We start from the raw sequence: 26,497 nt of genomic DNA, 5'->3' as shown, positions 1-26,497 counted from the left end.
TACCCAGATGGCTCCAAGGATACAATTCCAGGAGACAAAGTGGTAGAAGGAAAGAGCGACGCAGATAAGAACGAACCAAAGGAACCAGGCGACAAGGTAAAAGTAGACGATCTAAACAAACTAACAGATAGCGAAAAAGAAGAACTATCAAATAACTTGGAAAAACTTAATCCAGGTACAGTGGTAACTATAGCTGATGACGGAACTGCAACACTAACATACCCAGATGGTTCAACAAATACAATTCCAGGTAGTCAATTAGTAACTGCTAAAGGTAATGGTAATACTACAAACTCTAACGTGAAGGTTACACCAACAAATACCAATAATAAGATTAATAAAGATAATAATTCACTTGGTAAGAATGCTGCTAATGCTAAAGCAGGTGAATTACCACAAACTGGTGAAACTAATGATAGTCAGAAGTTATCTGTAATCGGAATGGCATTAATGGGAATCTTAGGTTTGTTCGGCTTAGGTAAAAAGAGAAAGAAAGACTAGTTAAGATAAAGATTGACTAGCAAAAGAGATCAATAGCGTAAAAGTTATTGATCTTTTTTTGTGCAATTTGTATGTACTACTACTTAAAATATATAAGATAGTGGTATACTATTATATATAATATTTTTTAAGGTGGTGGAAATGTTGGAAAAAGTTGAGATCAGTAATGCAGAGTGGGATGTTATGAGAGTTATTTGGGCTTTAGGTGAAACAACAAGTCGACAAATTATCGAAGCTTTATCTGACAGAAGACAATGGAAACCAGCTACCACTAAAACATTAATTGGTCGCTTAGTAGCAAAGGGATATGTAGGAACTAGACGGAAAGGTAGAGCCTATATTTACTATCCTATTATTAAAGAACAACAAACAATTAACGAACAAATATTAACAAGTTTTGGAAATATTTGTCAGATGCATGTGGGTCAAACTTTGGCAACGGTATTGAATAATGTAGAATTATCCAAAGATGATATAAAAAAACTTGAGTCAATTCTTGAAGTTAAAGCAAAAAATGCTCCAGAATCATTGCCATGTAACTGTGTTCCTAATGGCAGTTGTGATTGTATGATGGAGATGGATAATTGATTTTTACAGTATTGAAATAAAAAGTTTGGTTATCCTAAAAAATATATTTAAAAACTTAGGGGAATAAAGTATAATAAAATCGTAGCTTTGCAGGTACAATTTTTTGTTGAGAGGATGGAAGAGATGGACTCTGAAAATATTAAAAATATTAAAAAGATACTAGTTGGTGTAGATGATTCAGAAGATGCTCAATTAGCATTCCGTGTAGCCATGCGTCGAGCTATTGAATTAGATGCAACTTTAGTTATTACTTCTATTTTAGAAAAAGATGAAATGAATATTTATCAAGCTATGTCACGTGATTATATTCATGGTGAACGTGCAGAATTAGAAAAGCACATGGAAGGTTACAAAAAAATAGCGCTAGAAGCAGGTGTAAAAAATGTTCAACTAGTATTTTCTGAAGGAAATGCCGGTGAAGAAATTGTTAAGCATATTATCCCTGCGGTTGAACCAGATTTACTAATTATCGGTGCTTTATCCAAAACTGGAATTAGAAAATATTTTGGTTCACAAGCTGCTTATATCGTTAAATATTCCCCAATTTCAGTGTTAGTAGTACGCTAATAATTAAAAATTATGAGGTAATAGGTCAATGAAAAAGCAACAAGCCAGAAGAAAAGAAGCATTAGGTAATAGTTTATTAGTACTTTTGCGAAAAGAACCACTTGAAAAGATAACGGTAGATCAAATTTGCCGTGAAGCAGGAGTACATCGTAGTACATTTTATCGTTACTTTACTGATAAATTTGATTTGTTAAAGTATAGTTTCTTAACTTTCATGGTTGCTGAACTTGACCCACATGATACTATTAATTCAGTTGTTACAATGATTGGCAATGATAAGCCACTTTTTAGAAATGTATTAATTAATAATAATGATGTTACACTGATGAATATTATTACTAATATGCTCAGCGAACAGTTACTGCAAGGTTCGAAAGAAGACACAGAAAATTTTACTGACATTAACTGGGTGAGAAATGCTCTAAGCACTTCTGCAGTTCCGAAAATGACGGCTAAAATGATTGCTGGTGGAGTTCTAACAGTTGTAGTGGATTGGGTAGAACAAAATTTTCAAACACCAGAAGAAGAGTTAATCGACTTCTTTAGGAATTTCATGCCATAACATTGTAAGTAATTAAGTAAAAGCACTAGCTATCAATACTAAATTAAGTGTTGATAGTTAGTGCTTTTATTATGATTTTATAAGAATGATCAATAATTTTAAATTTCATTGCAGTAAAAATAATTTAGCCAAAGTATTTTACAAGATAAAAATAATAAAGTATAATAATACAGAAGGTAAATTAAGTACAACTGTAAACTTATCTGGAAAACGTTATTTTAAATAAATTTATAGTATTTGCTATTTACTTATGTATATGTTTTATTATACGATAGAATTTGTGTTTATTGCATAAAAAGGAAGATCTATAAGGCAATCTTAGTAAATTGGAGGTAAGATCAATGAGCAATTCTATTCAAAGAGCAATGGTTAACTTAACACAACTTATTAGATTACATGATTATTATGAAGGTGCTGTCGAATTGGACAAGTTGGGTGCAATCGATATGTATTATTTAGAAGCAATTAACCAATTAGATAATCCTACTATTGGAACAATTTCTAAGTTATTAGGTCAATCTACACCTAATACAAATTATCATATTAAAAAATTAACAAGTCTAGGTTTAGTGACAAAAAAAATCGATGATGAAGATAGACGTGTTACACATTTATCAGTTACAGAAGATTATACTAATGCTTTAGCACAACAAAGTGAATTTTGGGATAATTTACAAGAACGTTTAGAAGATGAAGTATCTCCACGTGACTTAGCTATTTTTAAGCGTGTATTACGTCAAACAACAGAATTTATTGCTGAAAATAATCCTAGATAATTACTCATAAGTAAATAAATAATTAATAGTCTAGAATCAAAGATTCCAAAATCGATGATTCTAGACTATTTTTTATCTGTTAATAAAGAAATTAGTTTACTTTGGTTAGGAGTTAAAATATGAGAACGACGGTATGCAATTGAAACAATGAAATTTAATGGAATATTAGTTTCAATATCTAGTGCAACTAGATCGTCAGTGTTTTTCAAAGCCAAGTCCGTTAATAAAGCTATTCCAGTATTTTGAGATACCAAACTTTTTAGTAACGGGACATCGCTGGTCTGGAAGATAATAGTTGGACGAAAATGTGCCTCGTGGGCAAAGTGTTTAAAAACTTCTGCATGAATAAAGCTTGAATTTAAATTAATAAAGTTTTCGTTTACTAATTCATTGAAAGTTACACTTTTTCTATTTGCTAAGCGATGTTGAGGACTAACAATAATTTTAAAATTAGCTTTTGAAATAATATGTGCTTTCAAGTTCTTATCAGTTAATGGAGTAGTTGAACTAAGCAAAGACATGTCCAAAGTACCATCTTTTAACATTTTCAATAGAATAGCAGATCCTTTTTCTTCATAGGGTTCGATTCGTCTTAAAAGTTTGTTGTCTGTTAAACCTGGAGTAATTTGTGGGAAATAGAACTGACTAATAATAGGGGGCAGTCCTAGACGGATCATTTGTTCCTGATTTCGAGAAATTTCTTTACGTGCAATTTCTAATTCATTAAGAATTGTGACTACATGTCTATCAAACTGCTTACCATCTTTAGTCAAAATAAGTTCTTTATGTGATCGATCACGTAGAAAAAATTTTGTTTGATATTCATTTTCTAGACGTTTGATAGCTAACGTAATAGTAGGTTGACTAACCTCAAAAAATTCCGCAACTTTTGAAAAATTTTTTTCTTCAACTAATTTGTGATAATATTCTAAACTTTTTGTATCCATTTAATCACCGGTATAATAACCTTTCTTTTTATCATATAAATAATATTAATAGTTGTATCTTTATTTGACAATAATTTTAACTCAAAACTATAATGCACCATGTAAACAGGTAAATTAGATATTTACATGGGAGGAATTTATATGGCAACGCCACAAGAAATTTTAAGAAATCCATTTTTAAATAAAGGTACAGGCTTCTCTAAAGAAGAAAGAGAAGAATTAGGCTTAGTAGGATTATTGCCAAGTCACGTTCAAACAATCGAAGAACAAGCTGAACGTGTCTATGAACAGTATAGCTCAAAGACATCAAGATTGGAAAAAAGAATTTACTTAATGTCCTTATTTAATACTAATAGAACATTATTCTTTTATCTAATGGGACAACATTTAAGAGAATTTATGCCAATTGTTTATGATCCAGTAGTTGCTGAATCAATCGAAGGATACAATCATTTATTTATGCGTCCTCAAGAAGCAGCATTTATTTCAATCGATAAACCTGAATCAATTGAAACAACTTTGAAAAATGCAGCTGATGGTCGTGACATTCGCTTAATTGTAGTTACTGATGCTGAAGGAATTTTAGGTATTGGTGACTGGGGTGTTGATGGTGTTGATATTGCTATTGGTAAATTAATGGTTTACACAGCTGCAGCAGGTATTAACCCAGCACAAGTTTTACCAGTTTCTATTGATGCAGGTACTAACAACAAAGAATTATTAAATGATCCATTGTATTTAGGTAATAAACATAAACGTGTTTATGGCGAAAAGTACAACGAATTAATTGATAAATTTGTAGCTGCAGTTCAAAAACTATTCCCAGAATCAATGTTACATTTTGAAGACTTTGGTCGTTCTAATGCGGACGTTATTTTAAATAAGTATAAAGATAAAATCTTAACATTCAATGATGATATTCAAGGTACGGGTATTGTTTGTTTGGCGGGTGTCTTAGGTGCTTTAAACATTTCAAAACAAAAATTCACAGATCAAAAATTCTTAACTTTTGGTGCTGGAACAGCTGGAATTGGGATTGCTCGTTTAATGTTTGATGAAATGAAGCGTCAAGGCTTGAGTGAAGAAGAAGCTAAGAAACACTTCTATCTTGTTGATAAACAAGGATTATTATTTGACGATACAGAAGGATTAACTGAAGGTCAAAAAGCATTTGTTCGTTCACGCGATGAATTTGAAAATGCTGATGAATTAACAAACTTAGAAGCTGTTGTAAAAGCAGTTCATCCTACAGTTATGATTGGTACTTCAACTCAACCAGGTGCGTTTACTGAAAGTGTAATCAAAGAAATGGCTGCACATACAGAACGTCCAATCATTTTCCCAATTTCTAACCCAACTAAGTTGATTGAAGCACATGCAGATGACTTAATTAAATGGACTGAAGGTCGTGCCTTGGTTGCAACAGGTATTCCATCAGATGATGTTGAATATAATGGGGTAACCTACAAGATTGGTCAAGCTAACAACGCTTTGATTTATCCAGGTGTATGTTTTGGTGCAATGGCAGCAAGTTCTAAAGTGTTGAATGAAGAAATGATTTCCCAAGCAAGTCATGCTTTAGGCGGAATTGTTGACCCTGATGAACCAGGTGCACCAGTTTTACCACCAATTGATAAGTTACAAGAATTTACAACAACAGTTGCTGAAACTGTAGCTCAATCAGTTATTGATCAAGGATTGTCTAAAGAAAATGTGACAGATGCTAAAAAAACAGTAGCTGATATGAAATGGGAACCACGCTATTAATTAATTTAAGAGAGATAGAGAGATTAGATTAGGAGGAGATAGAGTGGCAGCATTTTTAACTTCAGTATCTAGCGTAGTCGTTATCGTTTTGATGATGGCATTAGGATATATTTTACGAAAGAATGGATGGTTTGACGATTCATTTTCAAGTAATATTTCCAAATTAATCACACAAATTGCTTTACCAGCTTCAATTTTTATTTCAGTTCAAGATCATTTGACAAGAGATGGCTTAGGCAATTTATTCCAAGGATTACTATTTCCAGCTTTAGGAGTAGTAATAGGTTATATCATTGCTTGGTTAACAGTTAAGATTTTTAAAATTTGTCCAGGTCGTCGAGGCATCTTTATGAACACAGTAGTAAATGCCAATACAATTTTTATTGGTATGCCATTAAACAATGCTTTGTTTGGTTCAAAGGGACTATCTTACTTTTTGATTTACTATATTATTAATACAGTTTCAACCTGGGCATTTGGTGTTTATTTAATTTACAATGATGATCCAGTTGCTAAAAATAAAAATGTAGCTAAAAAGATTAATTGGCGTAAATTATTACCAATGCCATTGGTAGGTTTCATTGTTGCAATTTTATGGTTATTGACTGGTATCAAAGTTCCAGCATTTGCGGCTCAAACATTGACATATGTTGGTGGTTTGGTAACACCATTATCTTTAATTTATATTGGTATTGTACTTTGTGATGCGGGATTGAAGAATTTTAAAGTTGAAAGAGACACAATTTTAGGTTTAATAGGAAGATTTATTCTTTCCCCACTTGTATTAATTTTACTTATAAAATTTGTTGCTCCAGCAGCAGGAATTCACATGGTAAGTTTAATGAGAGAAACATTTATCGTGCAAGCTGCGACACCAGCATTGGCAGTCTTACCAATCTTAGCAAATGAAGCACATGGCGATGTAAAATATGCCACTGACATTGTTGTCATGAGTACAGTATTATTTATTGTAGTAGTACCAATCTTAATGACAATTATCCAATATATTTAGTTTTAAAGCATAAGAGAGAGAAACTAATCATATTATGACGATTAGAAGTTCATAATATGATTAGTTTTATTTTTATAATTTTATTTCTAATAATGTGATATAATCTAAGCTAATGAATTATCTAAGAAGGGATTTTACATTTTGGAGAGTAAGGATAAGATTTTTAGACAGGTACTAATTGCTTTATTTAGTGCAATTATTATCATTCAAAATTTCATACCATTTTTAGGTTATATTCCAATGGGGCCACTAAATTTAACAATTATCCACATAACGGTAATTGTTACAGCCTTAGTTTTTGGTACTAAATATGGATCGATCATAGGTGGAATATGGGGTGTCATTACTTTTATTAGGGCTTTTGTTTGGCCAACCAGTCCCTTAGCAGCAATTGTTTTTGTTAATCCATTAATTTCAATATTACCTAGAATTTTAATTGGGACAGTCGCTGGCTGGTTATTCAAGTTCTTAACACTTAGAACTGGGAAAAAATATTTAAGTATGACAGTTGCAGCTGTTGCAGGATCATTAGTTAATACTATCCTGGTCCTAGGTCAAATCTATCTATTTTACCGTGGACATTCGATGGCTTTATATCATATCGACATTCAAGCATTATTACCTTATTTATTAGGGGTAATCGCAACAAATGGAATTCCTGAAGCTATCTTAGCAGGAATATTAGCTCCAATGATTGCAAAGCCTTTAAGAAAAATGATGATTGATCGTATCAAATAATAAATAGACTAATAGGAAGGAAGTTACAAAGTTTGGCACGAAAAAGAACACAAAACAAGAAAACAGTCAAAAAAAGACGGAAAAAAGCAAAATTTAAGTTCTTATACGTAAATGGCAAACTTCGGTTATCAGACTTATTATTAGTAGTTATTTTGTTAAGTTTATTATTTGTACAATTTATAAAATGGTCTGGTGTAAATAACAATACACAAATGACCAAAATTGAAGATGTAAAAAAGGAAGAATTTGTAGAGAAAATTGCTCCAATTGCGCAAGATGAACAGCGAAAATACCATATTTTTGCTAGTATTACTATTGCTCAAGCAGCATTAGAATCAAATTGGGGTCAAAGTGAATTAGCCACACAATATTACAATTTATTTGGGGTAAAGAGTGATACTGGAGGCTTAATGACAACTAAAGAGTATGTAAATGGACAATGGATTGTTGTAAGGGCACGATTTGCTATCTATCAAAGTTGGAGAGAATCCATTGAGCAACATACAGCACTTTTTGTAGATGGAACAAGTTGGGATAGTAGCCATTATCAAGCTGTGTTGTCAGCAGATAATTATGTGGAAGCTGCTCAAGCTTTACAACAAAGAGGATATGCCACAGATCCTAATTATGCTCAAAAGTTGATTTCATTGATAAAAACATATAATTTAGATAAATATGATAATAATTAGATTTAAAAACCGAATTATAATGGTTGTTAAAGTTGTTATTGTATGTTATCTTTAAATATATACTTATATATCGTCATAATATGGGTGACAGTTTCTACCCAGGACCTTAAATCTTGGACTATAAGTAATTAAGCATAGTATATTTTAGTATGGGCTTTTTTACTTATGGTAAAAGAGCTTTTATTATTTTATGGAGGAATTAGGAGTTATGAAGCTATTAGAAGAGAGAATCAAGAAAGATGGAGTTGTTTTACCAGGAAATGTGTTGAAGGTAAATCAATTTTTAAATCATCAGATTGATCCTGAATTGATGTACAAAATGGGAGAGGAATTTGCAAGATTATTCAAAGATGAAGAAATAACAAAAATTATTACAGTTGAATCATCAGGGATTACACCTGCTGTAATGGCTGGATTAGTTATGAAGTTACCAGTTGTTTTTGCACGTAAACACAAGAGTTTGACATTGGTAGATAATCTATATACTTCAGATGTTTATTCTTATACAAAGAAAGTTACTAATACAATTTCTGTTGATAAGAAATTTTTAACATCAGATGATAAAGTGTTGATTATTGACGATTTCTTAGCTAATGGCCAAGCTGTTCAAGGAATATTCAATATTTGCGATGCTGCTGGTGCTGAAATTAAAGGTGTAGGAATTGTCATTGAGAAATCTTTCCAAGAAGGTGCAAAGATTATTCATGATAGAGGAGTTAGATTAGAATCTCTAGCTGTTATTAGTTCATTTGATGATAACCAAGTACATTTTGAAGGGGAAGAATAATCATGCAAGAAAAAAATGTAAATCATGGTAGAGCTGCGATTTTAGGTTTACAACATTTATTGGCGATGTATTCAGGAGCAGTTGCCGTACCATTACTAATTGGTACAGCATTAAAATTTAATAGCGAGCAAATGACATATTTAGTTTCAATTGATATTTTTATGTGTGGTTTAGCTACCTTTATTCAATTAGCTCGTAATAAGTATTTTGGAATTGGACTACCAGTTGTTTTGGGATGTGCGATTCAAGCTGTAGAACCTTTGAAGATGATAGGTAAACAATTTACAATTGGAACGATGTATGGTGCAATTATTGTCGCCGGAATTTTTGTATTTTTGATTTCAGGTTATTTTTCTAAGATTAAGAAATTATTCCCACCAGTTGTAACTGGAACATTGATTACAGTTATCGGTTTAACATTAATTCCAATTGCTCTACAAAATATCGGTGGTGGCGATGCAACTGCTGCTGATTTTGGTAATTGGAAGAATTTAGTTACTGGTTTTGTAACAATTTTGATTATCTTGATTATTCAGATTTGGGGTAAAGGTTTTTTGAGTTCTATAGCTGTATTAATTGGTTTAATTTTAGGAACATTACTGGCAGCTACAATGGGTATGGTATCCTTGCAACCAATTGTCGAAGCTGCATGGTTCCACGTGCCACAACCATTTTATTTTGGAGCTCCACACTTTGAATGGTCATCTTCTGTAACAATGATAATCATTTCCTTAGTATCAATGGTTGAATCCACAGGTGTATTCTTTGCTTTAGGTAATTTATTAAACAAAGATATTACTGAAGATGATTTAAAGCATGGTTATCGTGCAGAAGGTTTAGCAGTAGTTTTAGGGGGTATTTTTAATACTTTCCCATACACAACTTTCTCACAAAATGTAGGTTTATTACAATTAACAGGAATTAAGACTAAGCGTCCAATTTATTGGTCAGCAGCTTTATTGATGATTTTAGGATTACTTCCAAAAATTGGAGCATTAGCAACTATTATCCCAACTCCAGTTTTGGGTGGGGCTATGTTGGTAATGTTTGCGATGATCAGCGTTCAAGGTATTAGAATGTTGATTGACGTTGATTTTAAAGATGAACGTAATATTTTGATTGTAGCTGTTTCAATTGGTTTAGGATTAGGTGTATCTATCTATCCTACAATTTTCCAAAACTTGCCTCGTACAGTGCAATTATTCTTAGGTAACGGTATTGTTGTTGCAAGTATCTGTTCAGTTGGTTTAAATGTTTGTTTCAAAGGTAAAGAAGGATTAGATCAAGAACAAATTACTCAAAAAGATGAACGACCAATGACAGTTGAAACTAAATAAAAAGCAAAATTCACGAGATGTTAAAACATTTCGTGAATTTTTTCATGGCTTATCATCAATATTGATTTTACGAATAACTCTGGCAGGATTTCCAACAGCAACTGAATTAGCTGGAATATTTTCTGTAACGACGCTGCCAGCACCGATAATAGAGTTTTTACCAACTGTTACTCCAGCACTAATTACAGCATGTCCTCCAATCCATACGCCATCTTCAATGTTAATGGGAGCAGCTGAAAGATAATGTTGTTTTCTCAATTTAGGATCATCAGGATAAATAGTAGTATAGATACCAACCTTTGGAGCAATATTGACATTATTTCCAATCTTAACTGGTGCATAATCTACAATAGTTGCATCATGATTTAGAAAAGAGTTATTTCCAAATGAAATATTGGTACCTAGTTCACAATAAAAATTAGATTCAATGTAAGGATTATCTCCTAAATTTTTAAATAAAGATGACAGTAATGAGTAATCATACTTACTTTCGAAATTTATTTTATTATTATATTTACGACAGATATCTTGAGCTTGAGCTTTTAATGCCGTAAGTTTATCAGTTTGACTATTAAACAATCTTACAATTCCTTTTCTTCAATATAGTGTATAATTTTATTGTAGCAAGAATGTAAAAGAATGGAAGATTTTTAATGAAGAAATTAATTTTAGCAGAAAAGCCAAGTGTTGCTCGTGACATTGGAAGAATTTTAAATGCTAATGAAAAGAGGAAAAACTATCTTGAAGGTAAAAATTATGTTATAACTTGGGCTCTAGGACATTTACTAGGTTTAAAAATGCCAGAAGATTTAAACAAAAAGTGGGAGAAGTGGCAATTAGAGACATTACCAATGTTACCTAAATTCATTGGAATAAAACCATTGCCAAAGACTAGAGGCCAATTAAAGACAATAGAAAGTTTAGTCAAAAGAAAAGACATAAATGAAATTGTAATAGCTACTGATGCTGGTCGTGAAGGAGAATTGGTAGCTCGTTGGATATTACAATATGTACATGCAAATAAAAAAGTTACGCGTCTTTGGATCTCTTCACAGACAGATAAAGCTGTTAAACAGGGATTTAAAGAATTAAAACCGGCAGAAAAATATGATAACTTATATGAATCAGCATTAGCTCGTGCCACAGCAGACTGGTTAGTCGGTTTAAATGTTACACGTGCACTAACTGTTAAGTATCAAGATAATTTATCAGCTGGACGTGTTCAAACTCCTACATTAGCTTTAGTAAGAAGACAAGAAGAAAAAATTGAAAAGTTCATGCCTCAAAAATATTATCGGGTAGCATTACGCATTGGTAAGCAAACTGCATACATGAAGCAGAAAAATATTTATGCGATTAAAGAACGCGATGAGGCTGAAAAGAAAAAGCGTCATCTGGATAATTTTAAAGGTCAAATAAAGGATATTAATTCAAAGATAAAAAGAGAACCAGCACCTTTATTGTACGATTTGACGGAATTACAAAGAGAAGCAAATAAGAGATACGGTTATTCAGCTAAGAAGACATTGAGCTTGGTTCAAAGCTTATACGAAATTCATAAAGTGGTATCTTATCCAAGAACTGATAGTAGATACTTGTCTAATGACATTAAGGCTACTTTAATGGAAAGGTTACAAGCAATTAGAAAATATGATAGTAGGGCTGAAGAAGCTATAAAAAACAAAGCTAAGGTTATCTTGAAAAAAGTTTTCAATGATAGTAAAGTTACAGATCACCATGCTTTAATTCCGACTGAACAAGTACCAAACTACAGTAAATTTTCTGCTGATGAACAGAAAATATATAACTTAATTGTTTCACGTTTCTTGGGGATTTTTGCGCAACCTTATACAGTTGAAGAATTAAGAGTAGTTGTAACTTTTGATAAAGATGAATTTATTTTCGTAGGAAAGAAAGTTCTAGATTATGGTTGGAAGAATAAAGATGCATCTGAAGAAGTTGCTTTAAATCTGAAAAAAGATACTATAGTAAGTCCAAACTTTACAGTTGAAGAAAAATTAACAACACCACCATCACCATTAACCGAAGCTGGATTATTAGCGCAAATGGAAAAATTTGGCTTGGGTACTCCAGCAACTAGAGCTGAAATTATTGAGAAGTTAGTAAAATCGGAGCTGATGGAAAGAACTGGTCATGCACTAAGAGTAACACATAAAGGAAAACAATTGTTAAATCTTGTAAATAAAGAACTTGTTAGTCCTAAATTGACTGCTAAATGGGAAAAACAATTGGAAGATATTGCTCATGGAAAAATGAAATCACAAAAATTTATTGGAGATATAAAAAATGATACTAAACGTTTAGTAAGTGAAGTAAAGAATAGTAAAGAAGATTATAAAGACTTTTCATTGACTAAGAAACGTTGTCCAGAATGTAATAGTTTCCTAAAAATTCGAAAAACAAGAGATGGAGAAATATATGTATGTTCTAATCCAGAATGCAATTATCGTCGTCGAAAAGATGCTAAAGTTTCCAACCATCGCTGTCCACAATGTCACCGTAAAATGTTAATTGTTGAAGGAAAAAATGGTAAATATTTCAGATGTAAGTATGACGGTACTACTGAAAAGATGACAGTTGGTAAGAAAAATAAAAAGATGACTAAGCATGAGGAAAGAAGATTGCTAAAGAAAATTAACCAAGATGATGAGCCACAAGAGAGTCCTTTAGCATTAGCTTTAAAAGCAGTAATGGGTAAAAACGAATAAAATTGAAAATTTTTGAAAAATAAAAGTATCTATTTCCAACAACAAACGCTAATATGTTAAACTAATAAGCGAAAGTATTTAGAATTGGAAGGTAAGTACGATGGATTGGCAATTATTTTTGAATCCCTACGAACAAACCGTAAATGAATTAAAATTAAAATTAAGAGAAATGAGAAAGCAGTATCGTCAAACTGATAATCATGCACCAATAGAATTTGTAACTGGACGAATTAAATCAGTAGATAGTATTAAAGAAAAAATGGTAAGACGACAGTTAACAGAAGATAGATTAGATGAGATGGAAGACATCGCTGGTGTAAGAATAATGTGTCAGTTCGTTGAAGATATTTATCAAGTTGTATCAGATTTACGTAAACGAAAAGATATGACAATTATTGAAGAACGAGATTACATTACAAATAACAAGTCTAGTGGATATCGTTCTTATCACATCGTAATTAATTATCCTCTACAACAAATTGATGGTGAAAAGATTATCAAGGCTGAAATTCAAATCAGAACTTTGGCGATGAACTTTTGGGCAACAATTGAGCATTCACTTAATTACAAGTATCAAGGAAAATTTCCTGATGAGATAGCAGCTAGACTGCGTAGAGCAGCTGAGGCGGCTTTTCAATTAGATACAGAAATGTCTAGTATTAATGGTGATATTAAAGAAGCTCAACAGATTTTTTCACAAAAAAAAGGTTATACAGATAGTTCGCTGGATGATATAGACAACTAAATTGAGGTGTAAAGTTAAACATGAGAGTCGGAATCTTTTCAAATAATGTTCGTCGTTCTTTAGAAGTAAAAGCTGCCTTGACTAGACGCTTTTTGGAAAGGCATTTTATAATTGATGATGAAAATCCAGAAGTGGTAGTTACGATTGGTGGCGATGGTACACTTTTGTCAGCCTTTCATAAATACATTGATATGTTAGATAAGATAAGATTTGTAGGTGTACATACTGGACATTTGGGATTTTATACAGATTGGCGTGACGATGAAATAGATGACTTAGTTATCAGTCTACAGTCTGATAATGGACAGTCAGTTAGTTATCCTCTCCTAGATGTGTTTGTTACTTATAAGGATTCAAATAAACGAGATGTATTTACTGCTTTAAATGAAGCTACTATTCGTCGTATTAGTAGTACTATGGTAACTGATGTTTTTATTGGTGGCGAATTTTTTGAACGTTTTCGTGGCGATGGTTTGTGTGTATCAACTCCAACTGGTTCTACTGCTTATAATAAATCTTTAGGTGGTGCGGTAGTGCATCCAACTTTAGATGTATTACAATTAACTGAAGTAAGTTCGATTAATAATCGTGTCTTTAGAACATTAAGTTCACCAATGATTATTGCCCCTAAAGATTGGATAACAATTGAACCTGAAGGAGCTGCAGATTTTATTTTAACTGTGGATTCCGATAGTTATCATAAATTGAAAATAAAAGAAATTAAATTTAAGATTTCGAAGAAGAAAATTCATTTCGCCAAATATCGCCACACACATTTCTGGCATCGTGTTCAAACTGCGTTCATTGGTGATGAAGATGCAGATTAATTGGATTTATTCAGAAGATGTTAGTTGTAAGTTAAAAACTTTCTTAAAAAAACAAGGAATATCTAGAAGATTATTAGCTAAGGTCAGATATTCTGATGGAAAGATTTTGATAAATGGTAAATCTGGGCGTAAGATAGATAAAATAAAAAAGAACGATAAAATAACTTTAGTTGTCCCAGATGAAGAATTTAGGCGGAGCGTTCCACCATCATTTGTACCAATTAAAATTTTGTATGAAGATGATAATTATCTTTTAGTAGACAAACCGGCTTTTGTAGCGTCAATTCCTTCACCTTTGCATCCTAATGATTCTTTAGTTAATCGAGTTGTAGGTTATTATCAAATTCGAGGATATCGTGGAATTATCCCACATATTGTGACTAGACTAGATAGGGATACGTCAGGGATTGTTATTTTCGCCAAACATCGCTATGCTCATGCTTTACTAGATAGTCAATTAAAAGAGCATAAGATTAGCAAGACATATACAGCAATATTGAGTGGAATTTTGCATAATAATCATTATATAATTGATTTACCTATTGGTAGAGATAGTACAAGTTTAATTAAACGGAAAGTACTATTCTCTGAAAAAGCTAAGAGAAGTAAAACTGAAATTTTTGTAGAAGAGAGAATAAGAGACAATACACTTTGTAAAATAAAGTTGCATACAGGTAGAACCCATCAAATAAGAGTACATTGCTCCTATTTAGGATATCCTTTGGTTAGTGATACTTTATATGGTGGGACTATTTCTATGCCACTACAACGTCAAGCTTTGCATTGTAGTGAGGTTGTATTTTGGGATCAATTTAGTTCTCAGTATATAAAAGTAAAGAGTAATATTTCCCAAGATATGATGAATTATTTAAAGTGAAAGGAGGATGATTAGCAATGGTAGAGAAACAAATTGAGAGCGAAGAAGAAATCAATGCTATTTTAAATTTATTAAATCAACAGAAGGCGCATGATTTTAGAGAGCAATACTTAGACTTACACGTCTATGAGCAAGCACAAATTTTTGCTGAAATGGACTATATTCAACGTTCTAGATTGTATCGCTATCTTACTCCTGAAGAAGTTGGGGAAATCTTTAATGTTAGTGAAGAAGAACCAGTGGTATTAGCAAATTATTTTGAAGAAATGACTCCGCGTTATGCAGCCCAAGTTATTAATTCAATGTATACAGATAATGCGGTTGATATTTTGGCGTATGCTAAGAAGAAAAACTTAGTAAAATATATGAAGTTACTGCCAGAAGAATCGGCAACTGAGATTAGAGAAATGCTGCATTATGAAGATAAAACTGCTGGAGCGATCATGTCTACAGAATATGTTGACATTGTGGGTAACCAAACTGTTAGATCGGCGATGCACGTTATCAAGAGTGAAGCTTTAGAAGCAGAAACTATTTATTATGTTTACGTAATTGACGATGAAGAAAAGTTAATCGGAGTTTTAACTCTACGTGATTTATTAACTAATGATGATGATACAATGATTAGCGATATTATGAATACTCCAGTAATGTCAGTTGAAGTTTCTGAAGACCAAGAAGAAGTTGCTCAAACAATCAGAGATTATAATTTCTTAGCAATTCCAGTAACCGACTACGATGATAAGTTAATAGGAATCATTAACGTCGATGATATTATTGACGTTATCGATGAAGAATCGTCTGAAGATTACTCAGGCTTGGCTGGGGTTGATACGGAGCAAGTTACAATAAATCCTTTTGAGAATGCTAAAAAACGTCTGCCAAGTTTAACGGTAATGCTATTGTTAGGGCTGTTGACAGTTTTGTTAGTTTCTCATTTTGAACACTTGATAAATCAAGCTACAATTTTAGCAGTGTTTATTTCAACTATTACCGGTGCTTCAGGTAATGCAGGTACTCAAAGTTTAGCTGTTGCAATTAAACGAATTGCTAATAATGATGATGAAGAATCTAGACTAAAAATTATGGCAAATGAAGTTTTAACCGGTATTTTAATAGGTGGGGTTACTGGTGTTATTATTTGGATTTTAGTTGGAGCATGGAAAGCAAATTTCATTCTAGGTTTTGTGGTTGGGATTGCGATGTTCTTTGCAATTATTGTGGCAAACTTAATTGGATGCTTGATTCCAATGGTAATGGAAAAATTCAATGTTGATCCATCTGTGGCTTCCGGTGCTTTTATTTCGACCTTAAGTGACGTGACCTCATTATTGATATATTTTCTTTTTGCACAAATGTTCTTACAATTTTTTATTGGACAATAACAAATGTGGTAGTTTCTGAACAGTTTATACTGATTAGAAACTACCACATTTTATTATCTAAACATATTTACTATGTAATTTAATATTCGGAAAAATAAGTAGATTGAACTACTAACAATAAAATAATATAAGAGAAGCAAAGCCAAAGGTAGATACCAAAGATTAAGAGAAAGTAAAACTGATACAAAGGCTAACTTTCCTTTTAAATATAGATGAATCATATAAATGAGGGTAATAATAAAGCCTAGAAAAATACTACTCTTAAATTGCTTCTTATTAATCATAGAAAAAACTCCTAACAATTTAGCTATCTCCATTATAGTATGAATATCAAGGAATTTAAACCAAATATAGATTAAATTAAAAAAGTTAGATAAAAATATCAAAAACTTGTTGACACCGCTTACAGATAGAAGTATTATTATGGAGTAAGGTATTTAATAAATTTACCTTCTAATCAATTCTCTTTCTCTCTTATGCCAAGGAGTTGGGATAAAGTCATTCGGCTATATCTCAGCTCCTTTTGCTATGGTTGAAAAATATTATTTGAGTTAAAATAGATATTGCATAATAGTTGGGAAAGGAAAAGTAAAATGGCAAGAAAAAGTAATGAAACATTAACTTTGATTGAAGAAATAACACGTAATGATGGCAGTAAATATTATGAAATTTCAAATATGGTTCAAAATGGACGTGCAGAATTAGCCGCAATTCGTGGAATGATAAAAGAAGTTAGAATTATTCAATTAAATATTCCACATTCTACTAACGTAATTAAATACGAAAATTATGTTAATGAGAATTTTGAAATGCCACCTGAAAACTTTACTGAATTTGAAGAATGGAAGAAAACCCCTGAAATGGAAGAAATAGTTGAAAAAATTTTAAAAGAAAATCATATTGGATAACCTGAAAGGAAGAGATTATGGAATTTAAAAAGGTATGTCCAGAAGAAATAGATGCGATAGTTAGAATTGAACAAAGCGGTTTTACCCCGGAAGAAGCGGGAAGTAAAGCTACTTTTATTGAAAGAATTAAGAATTTTTCCGAGACGTTTTTGGTAGCAGTTGAAGATGATGAAATTAGAGGATTTATTTGTGCAATTAGGACTGACGCTCGTTATGTAGAAGATTGGATGTATGAAGCACAAGCTAAGCCAGATGATAGTGGTAAGTATTTAAATGTTTTATCTGTTGCTGTCGCACCTGAGTATCGTGGGAATCATATTGGCAGTGACTTATTGATAAATTTGGAGAAAATTGCTAAAAAGTTAGGAATAGATGGCATTTCTTTGACTTGTTTAGAAAGTAAAGTGGGATTTTATGAGAAGAATGGTTATTCAAACAAAGGGAAATCATCTTCTGAACATGCCGGAGAAATTTGGTATAACATGAAAAAGGAATTATAATTGAATACGAAGAAAACTAGTAAATAAGCAAGTGATAATAAGTTTTTTTCACAAGATAAAACCTAATTTAAAAGCATTTGTTAGAATATTTTGTGAAAAAACAAAGCAAAATACTTGCTTATTTTTTATAATAGCATTATTATGTAAGCGTACTCAAATTTAGAAAGAGGTGCTTTTTATGGCATATAAAACAATTAATCCATATACAAATGAAGTAGAAAAAGAATTTCCTAATGCAACTGATGAAGAGTTGGAAGCTGTTTTAGCCAAAGCACACCAATTATATTTAGATTGGCGAAATGATTCTGAAAGCTTAGAAGATAGAAAAGCTATTTTACATAGGGTAGCTGATATTTTACGTGAAAGAAGAACAGAATATGCAACAATTATGTCTCATGATATGGGAAAATTAATTGGCGAAGCAGAAGGTGAAGTAGATCTTTGTGCAGATATTTGTGATTACTATGCAGATAAGGCAGATGAATTCTTAAAGCCTCGTACTTTAGAAACAGATGCTGGAAAGGCATATTATATTAAGCAATCAACTGGAGTTTTGGTAGCGGTTGAACCATGGAATTTCCCATTCTACCAAATTGCACGTGTATTTGCACCAAACTTTATTATCGGTAATCCAATGATTTTAAAGGATGCCTCTAATTGTCCTGCTTCAGCTCAAGCTTTTGCAGATGCAGTTTTAGAAGCAGGAGCTCCAGAAGGCAGTTTGAATAATATGTTTATTAGCTATGATCAAGTAGCAAAAGCAATTGCAGATAAGCGTGTTAGCGGTGTTTGCTTAACTGGTTCTGAACGTGGTGGAATGAGTGTAGCTGCTGAAGCTGGTAAAAACTTAAAGAAAACCACGATGGAATTAGGTGGTAATGATGCATTTATCATTTTAGATGATGCCGATTGGGATTTAGTTAAGGAAGTAGCTCCACAAGCTCGCTTGTATAATGCAGGACAAGTATGTACTTCATCTAAGAGATTTATTGTAATGGCTGATAAGTATGATGAATTCTTAGAAGTATTGAAAGATGCATTTTCAGCTGTTCGTATGGGAGATCCTACTGATAGAACTACAACATTAGCTCCATTAAATTCTAAGAGTGCTAAAGAAAAATTGGAGAAGCAGGTTGAACTAGCAGTTAAAAATGGTGCTAAAGTTTACTATGGAAATGAAAAGGTTGATTTACCAGGTCAATTCTTTATGCCAACTATCTTAACTGATATTACTCCTGATAATCCTATTTTTGATCAAGAAATGTTTGGACCAGTTGCATCTGTTTATAAGGTAAACTCTGAAGAAGAAGCAATTGCATTAGCAAATAACTCAAGCTATGGTTTAGGAAATACAGTTTTCGGTGAACCAGAACATGCTGCTCGAGTAGCTGCTAAGATTGAAACAGGAATGTCTTGGATTAATTCAGGCTGGGCATCACTTCCAGAATTACCATTTGGTGGAGTTAAGAACTCAGGATATGGTAGAGAGTTAAGTGAATTAGGATTCAATGCTTTTGTAAATGAACACTTAGTATTTGAACCAAAGAGATAATCAATGATTATTAATATCGACGAGTTTTTAAGGCTTGTCGATATTTTTTATTAAATAAATCTGGCCTTAAGTTTAATTTTAGATTAGGTAAATTTAATTTATTTTTAAAAAATATGAGAAAACAGTTGATTTTAAATAGATGTATTAGATATAATTAGGTCAACGATAAAATTGGAGGTGCTGCTAATGAGTTATGTTGATGACGTTTATTCAAGAGTAGTAGAACAAAATCCTAGTCAGCCTGAGTTCCATCAAGCTGTTAAAGAAGTATTAGAATCATTAAGACCAGTAATCGAAAGTGATGAAGAAAAGTATCGTAAAGAAGCTTTATTGGAAAGATTAACAACTCCTGACCGTCAAATTCTATTCAGAGTAAGTTGGGTAGATGATAATGGACAAGTTCAAGTTAATAATGGTTATCGTGTTCAATTTAATAATGCAATTGGGCCTTATAAGGGTGGTCTTCGTTTACATCCATCAGTTTACCTAGGTATTATTAAGTTTTTAGGATTTGAACAAGTATTTAAGAACGCATTAACTTCACTACCAATTGGCGGTGCTAAAGGTGGTTCGGACTTTGATCCTAAAGGTAAGTCTGACAGAGAAGTTATGGCATTCTGTCAAAGTTTCATGACTGAACTTTATAAATATGTTGGAGCTGATGTTGACGTACCAGCTGGTGATATCGGAACAGGTGCTCGTGAAGTTGGTTACTTATTTGGTCAATATAAGCGTCTAAAGTCTACATATGAAGGTGTTCTAACTGGGAAAGGCTTGACCTTTGGTGGTTCTTTAGCTCGTACTGAAGCAACTGGTTATGGATTACTATATCTAGTTGAAGAATTATTAAAAGATCATGGTAAAGACTTGAAAGATAAAGTTGTGACAGTTTCTGGTGCTGGTAACGTAGCTATTTATGCAATTGAAAAGGCACAACAGTTAGGAGCTAAAGTTGTAACATGTTCTGACTCTAATGGTTGGGTATATGACCCAGAAGGAATTGATGTTGAACTGTTAAAAGATGTTAAAGAAGTTAAACGTCAACGACTAACAGAATATGCAGCACGAAGAGAAAGTGCTCAATATCATGAAGGTCGTGGGGTATGGTCAGTTAAAGCTGATGTTGCCTTACCATGTGCAACTCAAAATGAGTTAGATTTAGATGATGCTAAGAATTTAGTTGCTAATGGTGTACTTGCTGTCTGTGAAGGTGCAAATATGCCAACTACATTAGACGCAACAAAGTATCTTCAAGAAAACGGGGTACTTTTTGTTCCAGGTAAAGCAAGCAATGCTGGTGGTGTTGCAGTGTCAGCCTTGGAAATGAGTCAAAATTCAGAACGTCTAAGCTGGTCATTTGAAGAAGTAGATGGCAAGCTAAAGGATATCATGGTTAACATTTATCATAATATTGATGAAGCTGCTAAGAAATATGGTTTAGATGGAGACTATGTAGCAGGTGCAAACATTGCTGGCTTCTTAAAGGTAGCAGAAGCAATGGAAGCACAAGGTGTAGTTTAAAGAATAACTAATTAATTAATTTAAGAGGCTATTAGGTTTTTCCTAATGGCTTTTTTTAGTATAATTATATCTGAAAGGAAGCGGTAACAATGTTAGGTGGATTTAGTGTTCTATTTGAAGCTCCCTTAGAGAAAGTTAAAATTGTTACAGATGATAGTGGGGGCTTACGACTTAGACCTCAAGAAAATGAAGAAACAAAACAAATAGTTATAATAAAGAAAAATGGAAAAGTTAGAGTTAAGAGATATAGCTATAGATTAGAAATTAATGGTGATCGAAAATTTTTTGATCGGACATTTAAATTTGATGAAGAAATCACTCAAAAGATTTTAGCAAGTATAAGGGATTGTTTCAATAACAGAGAGGGTAACATTATAGGTTTAGATGCTAGACCTTGGACTTTGGATGTAACTGATGAAAATGGTAGGAAGAACCAATTAGTAGGTATAGTCAATGGAGACGAATCAGTTAGCAAGATTTCAAGTTATATTCGAGAAACGTTAGATTTGGATTATTTATGGTTATTTGATGGTAAAGATACTAAGGATGAAATAAAAAAAGTTATTTTAGAAACTAGACATAATTTAAACAATACGATCAAGATAGAAAAGCTAATTATAACCGCTAAAGAAGATAAAATTGAATATAGTCAAAAAGATAATAAAGGAATGAAAATCGTTAAGACGTATGTAATTCCTAATAAGGTGAAAGAACTTTTAGAAAATTATTCTTTTACTAATTCATTTAATAGAATCTTAGGCAATCCTAAAGATGTTATTGAGCCAGAAGAAAAGCGGGATTACCAATTAATAATTGAAAATAGTCAAAATGATCGAAAGATTTATGTGGGAACTTATGATAAATATTCTCTTCCAACAGATTGGGGAGATTTTATTAAAGATATAACAAATATAATTTCACAAGAAGATGAAACAGAGATTTTTAAATCAAGTGTTTATAATAGGAGATTACGCAGAAAAGGCGAATATATTATTTGTGGTGTATTCTTTGAAGGTGGATATAAAGAATATAATTATTTGACTGATGATGAGAGTATTCAAGTTGGTGATGAGGTTGAAATCCCAGTTGGTGTTGATAATCATGTAGTAAAAGCTAAAATAGCTGATGTAAATTATTATTATAAGGAAGAAGCACCATATCCAATTGAAAAGACAAAAAAGATTCTAAGAAAAGTTTGATTGGAAGTATCAAGATAGCATAGGGGGAATTTGAGAAAAATGAATTTAGCAGCACTTTATCACAGGCCAGATAGTGAAATGGCATATTTAGTAAAGAAAGATGACTTTCAGATTAGGTTAAGAACGGGGACAAATGAAGTTGAAAATGTAATTTTATATTATGGAGATCCATATGACGTTACCATAAATGATAAAAAGAAGCAGATTTGGGAATATCAAGTTCAAGAAATGAATCTACAAGCTTCAACAAGTCTTTATGATTATTGGCAATTAAATGTGAGCGTTCCACTAAAAAGGTTACAATACTTTTTTAAAATCAAATTTAGAAATGGCAAAGAATTTTTATATGATGATAGACATATTTGGAGTTATTCTAAGACACATTTAGAGAATAGTTCTGGTTTTAGAATGCCTTATTTCCACGAAATAGATCGCATAAAAACGCCAGATTGGGTGAAAAAAACGGTTTGGTATCAGATTTTTCCTGAACGCTTTGCTAATGGTGATCATTCAATTGATCCCAAAGGAACATTGCCATGGGGAAGTGAAAAGCCTAGTAGAACAAATTTCTTTGGTGGTGATCTTCAAGGGGTAATCGATCATTTAGATTATCTGGAAGACTTAGGAATTAATGGAATCTATTTTTGTCCGATTTTTGCTGCACATTCTAACCATAAATATGATACGATAGACTATTTTAATATTGATCCTGCTTTTGGCAGTAAGGAAAAATTCAAAGAATTAGTAGATAAAGCACACGAATGTGGTATTAAGATAATGTTAGATGCTGTATTCAATCATATGGGGGACTTTTCCATGCAATGGCAAGATGTCATAAAGAATGGAGAAAAATCCCGCTTTGCCGAATGGTTCCATATTAATAAATTCCCAGTATCTTATGATGAAATTAGTCTGGAACAAGCAGAAAATTTAACCTATGAAGTTTTTGCTAAGACACCACATATGCCTAAATTAAATACAGCTAATCCTGAAGTGCAAGATTATTTGTTAGAAATTGCTAGATATTGGATTGAACAATTTGATATCGATGCTTGGAGGTTAGATGTTGCTAATGAAATAGATCATCACTTTTGGAAGAAGTTCTATCGAGAAACTCATAAGTTGAAATCAGATTTTTATGTTGTAGGAGAGGTCTGGCATTCAGCTCAATCTTGGTTAGATCAAGCTGAATTTGATGGTGTGATGAATTATCCATTTACTGATGCAATTATTGATGGAATTATTTTGAATAAGATCAATATTACAGATATGAAGGATACACTTATAAATAATTTAATGAAATATCGGGATCAAAATAATCAAGTTATGTTAAATTCATTAGATACACATGACACAGCCAGAATTTTGACGCTAGCAAAGGGTGATAAGAATAAAGTAAGACAAGCTTTAGTATTTATGTTCATGTTGACAGGAAGTCCATGTATTTATTATGGTACTGAAATTGGTATGACTGGAGGACCAGACCCAGATTGTAGAAGATGCATGATTTGGGATAAAAGTCAGCAAGATTTAAGAATGTTCAATTTTATGAAAGATTTAATTGCTATAAGAAAAAAGTATTCAAAAGTATTAAATTATAGTAATATAACATGGAGTTTAGTAGACAAGGGTAATTATAGTGTTGAGTTAATACGAGAATTACCTGGGTGTAAAGTGCAATCAATTTTTAATTTTGGAAAGAATAATATAGATGTAAAAGTGGATGGAAAGAAAATTTTAGCAAGTAATATCGGAAAAAATGAAATCGCTCCAGGTGGCTTTATAATAACTGTTACTGACTAAGAGAAATTTAGAGAGAAAAAATAGTTTTTCTCTCTTTTTTTTATTGGAATAAAATTAGTAAAAAATACATTTAGATGAAAAATAGATTAAAAAAGTCGGTTGATTTTGATAAAATTTGTGAAAGCTATTTCTTTAAATCAATATACGTTGTATTATAAAAGTAGATAATTTTAAATTTATCAATTCAACATAAGGAGGGGTGTCTATGGCTGTAAATACAGAAGAACGCCACGGACAAGAATCGCTAGAAAATCATAAACACATGTTTAATCAAGGTGTGAACTATGAACTCTATAATTTTTTAGGTGTTCATAAAATTAGTAGAGATGATGAAAGCGGTTATGTTTTTCGCGTTTGGGCTCCTCATGCTAAACAAGTATGGGTATGTGGAGACTTTAACAATTGGGATAAATCTCATCCGATGATTTTAGATGAGAAATCTGGTATTTGGAGTATCGAGGTAAAAGAATCTCGAGAAAATCAATATTATAAATATCTAGTCAAACAAGCAAACGGTAGAGAAATTATGAAGACAGATCCTATGGCACAGGTATATGAGAAAAGGCCTGAGACAGCAGCTGTCGTCAAAGAATTGGAACCGTTTAAATGGAATGACGGTCTATGGCGTGGCAGACAAAAACGTATGAATCATTTTAATAATCCTATCAATATTTATGAAGTACATGCACCATCATGGAAAGAACATGAAGATGGTAGTTTGTATACGTTTAAGGATTTAACAGCAGAGTTAATACCATACGTGAAGAAGATGGGTTACACTCATATCGAATTTATGCCATTGATGGAGCATCCCCTTCCAGCATCCTGGGGTTATCAGTTAACGGGGTACTTTGCTTTGTGTTCAAGTTACGGTACACCAGATGAGTTTAAGGATTTTGTTAATGAATGCCATCAAAATAATATTGGTGTTTTGGTTGACTGGGTTCCTGGTCACTTCAGTATTAATGATGATGCTTTAGCATATTATGATGGAACTCCAACTTACGAGTATGAAGATCCAGACAGAGCTAAGAATATAGGTTGGGGAGCTTTGAATTTTGATTTAGGTAAACCAGAAGTGCAATCATTCCTTTTATCAAGTGCCTTTTATTGGCTTAACGAATTTCATTTAGACGGTATGCGAGTAGATGCCGTATCAAACATGATTTACCTAGATTATGATGAAGGCCCATGGAAACCTAATAAATACGGAGATACTCGTAATTTAGAAGGATATGCTTTCCTACAAAAATTCAATAAAGTTGTGAAGTTCGCTCATCCTGAATCTTTGATTATTGCTGAAGAAAGTTCATCAGGTACACAAATATCAGGAACTATTGAATCTGGAGCAATAGGATTTGATTATAAATGGAATATGGGTTGGATGAATGATGTATTAGAATTTTTCGAAATGGATCCATATTTTAGAAAAGATAACTTGAATTTAGTTACATTTTCATTTATGTACTGGCAAGCAGAAAACTTTGTATTACCTTTATCACATGATGAAGTGGTACATGGTAAGAAGAGTTTAATGCATAAGATGTGGGGAGACAGATATCGTCAATTTGCACAATTGAGAACACTTTATACATTTATGATGATGCATCCAGGTAAGAAATTACTCTTCATGGGTGGCGAATGGGGACAATTCTTAGAATGGAAATTTGATCACGGATTAGAGTGGGTAGATTTACAAGATGAAATGAATGCTAAGATGCAACATTTCACTTCAGTTTTAAACCACTTTTACAAGGAAGAAAGGCCATTGTGGGAATTGGGTCAACAAGATGCTACGTTAGAAGTTATAGATGCTGATAATCATAATGATACAGTTTTAAGCTTTATTCGTCATGGTAAACGTAAAAAAGATTTCTTGATTGTTATCTTAAACTTTACACCAGTTGAAAGAAGAAACTTCAGAATTGGTGTCCCATATGAGGGTACATATACTGAAATTTTAAATACTGAGATGAAGGAATTTGGTGGAACATGGGTAGAGCATAATGCTGATAGTGTTAGCGAAGAAGTTAACTTTAAAGATTATGAACATTCTATTACTACAACAGTTCCAGCTTTAGGCGCAATTATATTGAAACCTAAAGATATTAAGGTAACTCGTCGAAGTTCTAAGAAACACTCACATAAGAAATAAGCAAAAAAAGAGAGAGAGAATTTGG

Annotated in this window: 25 protein-coding genes and 1 riboswitch; of the genes, 23 read left to right on the top strand and 2 right to left on the bottom strand. The window is 32.3% G+C overall.

The window, feature by feature from the left end; all coding sequences use genetic code 11:
- The 5 genes from FC55_RS05935 to FC55_RS05915 all read left to right on the top strand — a co-directional run.
- Positions 1-501 (top strand): LPXTG cell wall anchor domain-containing protein (locus FC55_RS05935; RefSeq protein WP_155512828.1); only part of this gene is annotated, 501 nt, incomplete at its 5' end.
- Between the two features lie 141 nt (positions 502-642).
- Entirely contained in the window at positions 643-1,089 is a 447-nt protein-coding gene (locus tag FC55_RS05930; RefSeq protein ID WP_003705203.1) for a CopY/TcrY family copper transport repressor, read from the top strand.
- A gap of 123 nt (positions 1,090-1,212) precedes the next feature.
- Positions 1,213-1,656, top strand: a complete 444-nt coding sequence (locus FC55_RS05925; protein ID WP_003703052.1) for a universal stress protein — start codon at positions 1,213-1,215, stop codon at positions 1,654-1,656.
- Between the two features lie 28 nt (positions 1,657-1,684).
- Positions 1,685-2,218, top strand: a complete 534-nt coding sequence (locus FC55_RS05920; RefSeq protein WP_003710625.1) for a TetR/AcrR family transcriptional regulator — start codon at positions 1,685-1,687, stop codon at positions 2,216-2,218.
- A gap of 341 nt (positions 2,219-2,559) precedes the next feature.
- A complete protein-coding gene (locus FC55_RS05915; RefSeq protein ID WP_004563791.1) occupies positions 2,560-2,994 on the top strand; it encodes a MarR family winged helix-turn-helix transcriptional regulator in 435 nt (144 codons plus the stop codon).
- Positions 2,995-3,059: 65 nt separating this feature from the next.
- Here the strand turns inward: FC55_RS05915 and FC55_RS05910 are convergent, their stop codons facing one another.
- Positions 3,060-3,941, bottom strand: a complete 882-nt coding sequence (locus FC55_RS05910; protein WP_003703042.1) for a LysR family transcriptional regulator — start codon at positions 3,939-3,941, stop codon at positions 3,060-3,062.
- 141 nt (positions 3,942-4,082) lie between these two features.
- Between FC55_RS05910 and FC55_RS05905 the strand changes: the two genes are divergently transcribed.
- The 6 genes from FC55_RS05905 (at position 4,083) to FC55_RS05880 (ending at position 10,271) form a co-directional block, all read left to right on the top strand.
- Positions 4,083-5,708: a malolactic enzyme gene (locus tag FC55_RS05905; protein ID WP_035150363.1), complete on the top strand. Its 1,626-nt coding sequence runs from the start codon at positions 4,083-4,085 to the stop codon at positions 5,706-5,708.
- Positions 5,709-5,751: 43 nt separating this feature from the next.
- Positions 5,752-6,720, top strand: a complete 969-nt coding sequence (locus FC55_RS05900) for an AEC family transporter (protein ID WP_035150366.1) — start codon at positions 5,752-5,754, stop codon at positions 6,718-6,720.
- Between the two features lie 141 nt (positions 6,721-6,861).
- Entirely contained in the window at positions 6,862-7,458 is a 597-nt protein-coding gene (locus FC55_RS05895) for an ECF transporter S component (protein WP_003705198.1), read from the top strand.
- Between the two features lie 32 nt (positions 7,459-7,490).
- Positions 7,491-8,147, top strand: a complete 657-nt coding sequence (locus tag FC55_RS05890; RefSeq protein ID WP_003703028.1) for a glycoside hydrolase family 73 protein — start codon at positions 7,491-7,493, stop codon at positions 8,145-8,147.
- A gap of 43 nt (positions 8,148-8,190) precedes the next feature.
- A riboswitch (purine riboswitch) is annotated at positions 8,191-8,288 on the top strand.
- Positions 8,289-8,355: 67 nt separating this feature from the next.
- On the top strand, positions 8,356-8,934 hold the full coding sequence (locus FC55_RS05885; protein WP_035150371.1) for a xanthine phosphoribosyltransferase: 579 nt from the start codon (positions 8,356-8,358) through the stop codon (positions 8,932-8,934).
- Positions 8,935-8,936: 2 nt separating this feature from the next.
- Positions 8,937-10,271 (top strand): nucleobase:cation symporter-2 family protein, encoded by a 1,335-nt coding sequence (locus FC55_RS05880; RefSeq protein ID WP_004563796.1) that lies wholly within the window; start codon positions 8,937-8,939, stop codon positions 10,269-10,271.
- Positions 10,272-10,313: 42 nt separating this feature from the next.
- On the opposite strand, the gene FC55_RS05875 is transcribed toward FC55_RS05880, so the two are convergent.
- A complete protein-coding gene (locus tag FC55_RS05875) occupies positions 10,314-10,850 on the bottom strand; it encodes a sugar O-acetyltransferase (protein WP_004563797.1) in 537 nt (178 codons plus the stop codon).
- 74 nt (positions 10,851-10,924) lie between these two features.
- Here FC55_RS05875 and FC55_RS05870 point away from each other — a divergent pair, with 74 nt between their 5' ends.
- The 12 genes from FC55_RS05870 (at position 10,925) to glgB (ending at position 26,472) form a co-directional block, all read left to right on the top strand.
- Entirely contained in the window at positions 10,925-13,000 is a 2,076-nt protein-coding gene (locus tag FC55_RS05870) for a DNA topoisomerase III (protein WP_004563798.1), read from the top strand.
- Positions 13,001-13,100: 100 nt separating this feature from the next.
- Positions 13,101-13,745, top strand: coding sequence for a GTP pyrophosphokinase (locus FC55_RS05865; RefSeq protein WP_003703093.1), 645 nt, complete (start codon positions 13,101-13,103; stop codon positions 13,743-13,745).
- Positions 13,746-13,765: 20 nt separating this feature from the next.
- The gene (locus FC55_RS05860; protein WP_003703056.1) at positions 13,766-14,572 is read left to right on the top strand and encodes an NAD kinase; all 807 of its coding nucleotides are present in this window, start codon (positions 13,766-13,768) and stop codon (positions 14,570-14,572) included.
- Positions 14,562-15,449 carry an RluA family pseudouridine synthase gene (locus tag FC55_RS05855; RefSeq protein ID WP_011476266.1) on the top strand — a complete coding sequence of 296 codons (888 nt, stop codon included), beginning with the start codon at positions 14,562-14,564 and terminating at the stop codon, positions 15,447-15,449. Before FC55_RS05860 ends, FC55_RS05855 begins: the two co-directional genes overlap by 11 nt.
- Before the next feature lie 17 nt (positions 15,450-15,466).
- On the top strand, positions 15,467-16,834 hold the full coding sequence (mgtE, locus tag FC55_RS05850) for a magnesium transporter (RefSeq protein WP_004563800.1): 1,368 nt from the start codon (positions 15,467-15,469) through the stop codon (positions 16,832-16,834).
- Positions 16,835-17,427: 593 nt separating this feature from the next.
- Positions 17,428-17,742, top strand: coding sequence for a hypothetical protein (locus FC55_RS05845; RefSeq protein WP_003703026.1), 315 nt, complete (start codon positions 17,428-17,430; stop codon positions 17,740-17,742).
- Between the two features lie 17 nt (positions 17,743-17,759).
- Positions 17,760-18,242: a GNAT family N-acetyltransferase gene (locus tag FC55_RS05840; RefSeq protein WP_003703092.1), complete on the top strand. Its 483-nt coding sequence runs from the start codon at positions 17,760-17,762 to the stop codon at positions 18,240-18,242.
- Positions 18,243-18,420: 178 nt separating this feature from the next.
- On the top strand, positions 18,421-19,794 hold the full coding sequence (locus tag FC55_RS05835) for an NAD-dependent succinate-semialdehyde dehydrogenase (RefSeq protein ID WP_004563801.1): 1,374 nt from the start codon (positions 18,421-18,423) through the stop codon (positions 19,792-19,794).
- Positions 19,795-19,980: 186 nt separating this feature from the next.
- The gene (gdhA, locus tag FC55_RS05830) at positions 19,981-21,315 is read left to right on the top strand and encodes an NADP-specific glutamate dehydrogenase (protein ID WP_003703082.1); all 1,335 of its coding nucleotides are present in this window, start codon (positions 19,981-19,983) and stop codon (positions 21,313-21,315) included.
- An 89-nt stretch (positions 21,316-21,404) separates the two neighbouring features.
- Positions 21,405-22,514, top strand: coding sequence for a hypothetical protein (locus FC55_RS05825; RefSeq protein WP_004563802.1), 1,110 nt, complete (start codon positions 21,405-21,407; stop codon positions 22,512-22,514).
- Between the two features lie 39 nt (positions 22,515-22,553).
- Positions 22,554-24,317, top strand: a complete 1,764-nt coding sequence (locus FC55_RS05820) for a glycoside hydrolase family 13 protein (RefSeq protein WP_004563803.1) — start codon at positions 22,554-22,556, stop codon at positions 24,315-24,317.
- A 205-nt stretch (positions 24,318-24,522) separates the two neighbouring features.
- Positions 24,523-26,472 carry a 1,4-alpha-glucan branching protein GlgB gene (glgB, locus tag FC55_RS05815; RefSeq protein ID WP_004563804.1) on the top strand — a complete coding sequence of 650 codons (1,950 nt, stop codon included), beginning with the start codon at positions 24,523-24,525 and terminating at the stop codon, positions 26,470-26,472.
- Positions 26,473-26,497: the final 25 nt, after the last annotated feature.

The organism is Ligilactobacillus salivarius DSM 20555 = ATCC 11741 (assembly GCF_001435955.1).
In the GTDB taxonomy this organism is placed as follows: domain Bacteria; phylum Bacillota; class Bacilli; order Lactobacillales; family Lactobacillaceae; genus Ligilactobacillus; species Ligilactobacillus salivarius.
Note: the sequence above shows the minus strand (reverse complement) of the source record. Positions and strands in the feature narration are given on the sequence as shown.

What these genes read in the sequence shown, in the direction of transcription:
- FC55_RS05930 (WP_003705203.1), top strand. Translation starts at nt 643, where the DNA reads ATGTTGGAAAAAGTTGAGATCAGTAATGCAGAGTGGGATGTTATGAGA.
- FC55_RS05925 (WP_003703052.1), top strand. Translation starts at nt 1,213, where the DNA reads ATGGACTCTGAAAATATTAAAAATATTAAAAAGATACTAGTTGGTGTA.
- FC55_RS05920 (WP_003710625.1), top strand. Translation starts at nt 1,685, where the DNA reads ATGAAAAAGCAACAAGCCAGAAGAAAAGAAGCATTAGGTAATAGTTTA.
- FC55_RS05915 (WP_004563791.1), top strand. Translation starts at nt 2,560, where the DNA reads ATGAGCAATTCTATTCAAAGAGCAATGGTTAACTTAACACAACTTATT.
- FC55_RS05910 (WP_003703042.1), bottom strand. Translation starts at nt 3,941, where the DNA reads ATGGATACAAAAAGTTTAGAATATTATCACAAATTAGTTGAAGAAAAA.
- FC55_RS05905 (WP_035150363.1), top strand. Translation starts at nt 4,083, where the DNA reads ATGGCAACGCCACAAGAAATTTTAAGAAATCCATTTTTAAATAAAGGT.
- FC55_RS05885 (WP_035150371.1), top strand. Translation starts at nt 8,356, where the DNA reads ATGAAGCTATTAGAAGAGAGAATCAAGAAAGATGGAGTTGTTTTACCA.
- FC55_RS05880 (WP_004563796.1), top strand. Translation starts at nt 8,937, where the DNA reads ATGCAAGAAAAAAATGTAAATCATGGTAGAGCTGCGATTTTAGGTTTA.
- FC55_RS05870 (WP_004563798.1), top strand. Translation starts at nt 10,925, where the DNA reads ATGAAGAAATTAATTTTAGCAGAAAAGCCAAGTGTTGCTCGTGACATT.
- FC55_RS05865 (WP_003703093.1), top strand. Translation starts at nt 13,101, where the DNA reads ATGGATTGGCAATTATTTTTGAATCCCTACGAACAAACCGTAAATGAA.
- FC55_RS05860 (WP_003703056.1), top strand. Translation starts at nt 13,766, where the DNA reads ATGAGAGTCGGAATCTTTTCAAATAATGTTCGTCGTTCTTTAGAAGTA.
- FC55_RS05855 (WP_011476266.1), top strand. Translation starts at nt 14,562, where the DNA reads ATGCAGATTAATTGGATTTATTCAGAAGATGTTAGTTGTAAGTTAAAA.
- mgtE (WP_004563800.1), top strand. Translation starts at nt 15,467, where the DNA reads ATGGTAGAGAAACAAATTGAGAGCGAAGAAGAAATCAATGCTATTTTA.
- FC55_RS05845 (WP_003703026.1), top strand. Translation starts at nt 17,428, where the DNA reads ATGGCAAGAAAAAGTAATGAAACATTAACTTTGATTGAAGAAATAACA.
- FC55_RS05840 (WP_003703092.1), top strand. Translation starts at nt 17,760, where the DNA reads ATGGAATTTAAAAAGGTATGTCCAGAAGAAATAGATGCGATAGTTAGA.
- FC55_RS05835 (WP_004563801.1), top strand. Translation starts at nt 18,421, where the DNA reads ATGGCATATAAAACAATTAATCCATATACAAATGAAGTAGAAAAAGAA.
- gdhA (WP_003703082.1), top strand. Translation starts at nt 19,981, where the DNA reads ATGAGTTATGTTGATGACGTTTATTCAAGAGTAGTAGAACAAAATCCT.
- FC55_RS05825 (WP_004563802.1), top strand. Translation starts at nt 21,405, where the DNA reads ATGTTAGGTGGATTTAGTGTTCTATTTGAAGCTCCCTTAGAGAAAGTT.
- FC55_RS05820 (WP_004563803.1), top strand. Translation starts at nt 22,554, where the DNA reads ATGAATTTAGCAGCACTTTATCACAGGCCAGATAGTGAAATGGCATAT.
- glgB (WP_004563804.1), top strand. Translation starts at nt 24,523, where the DNA reads ATGGCTGTAAATACAGAAGAACGCCACGGACAAGAATCGCTAGAAAAT.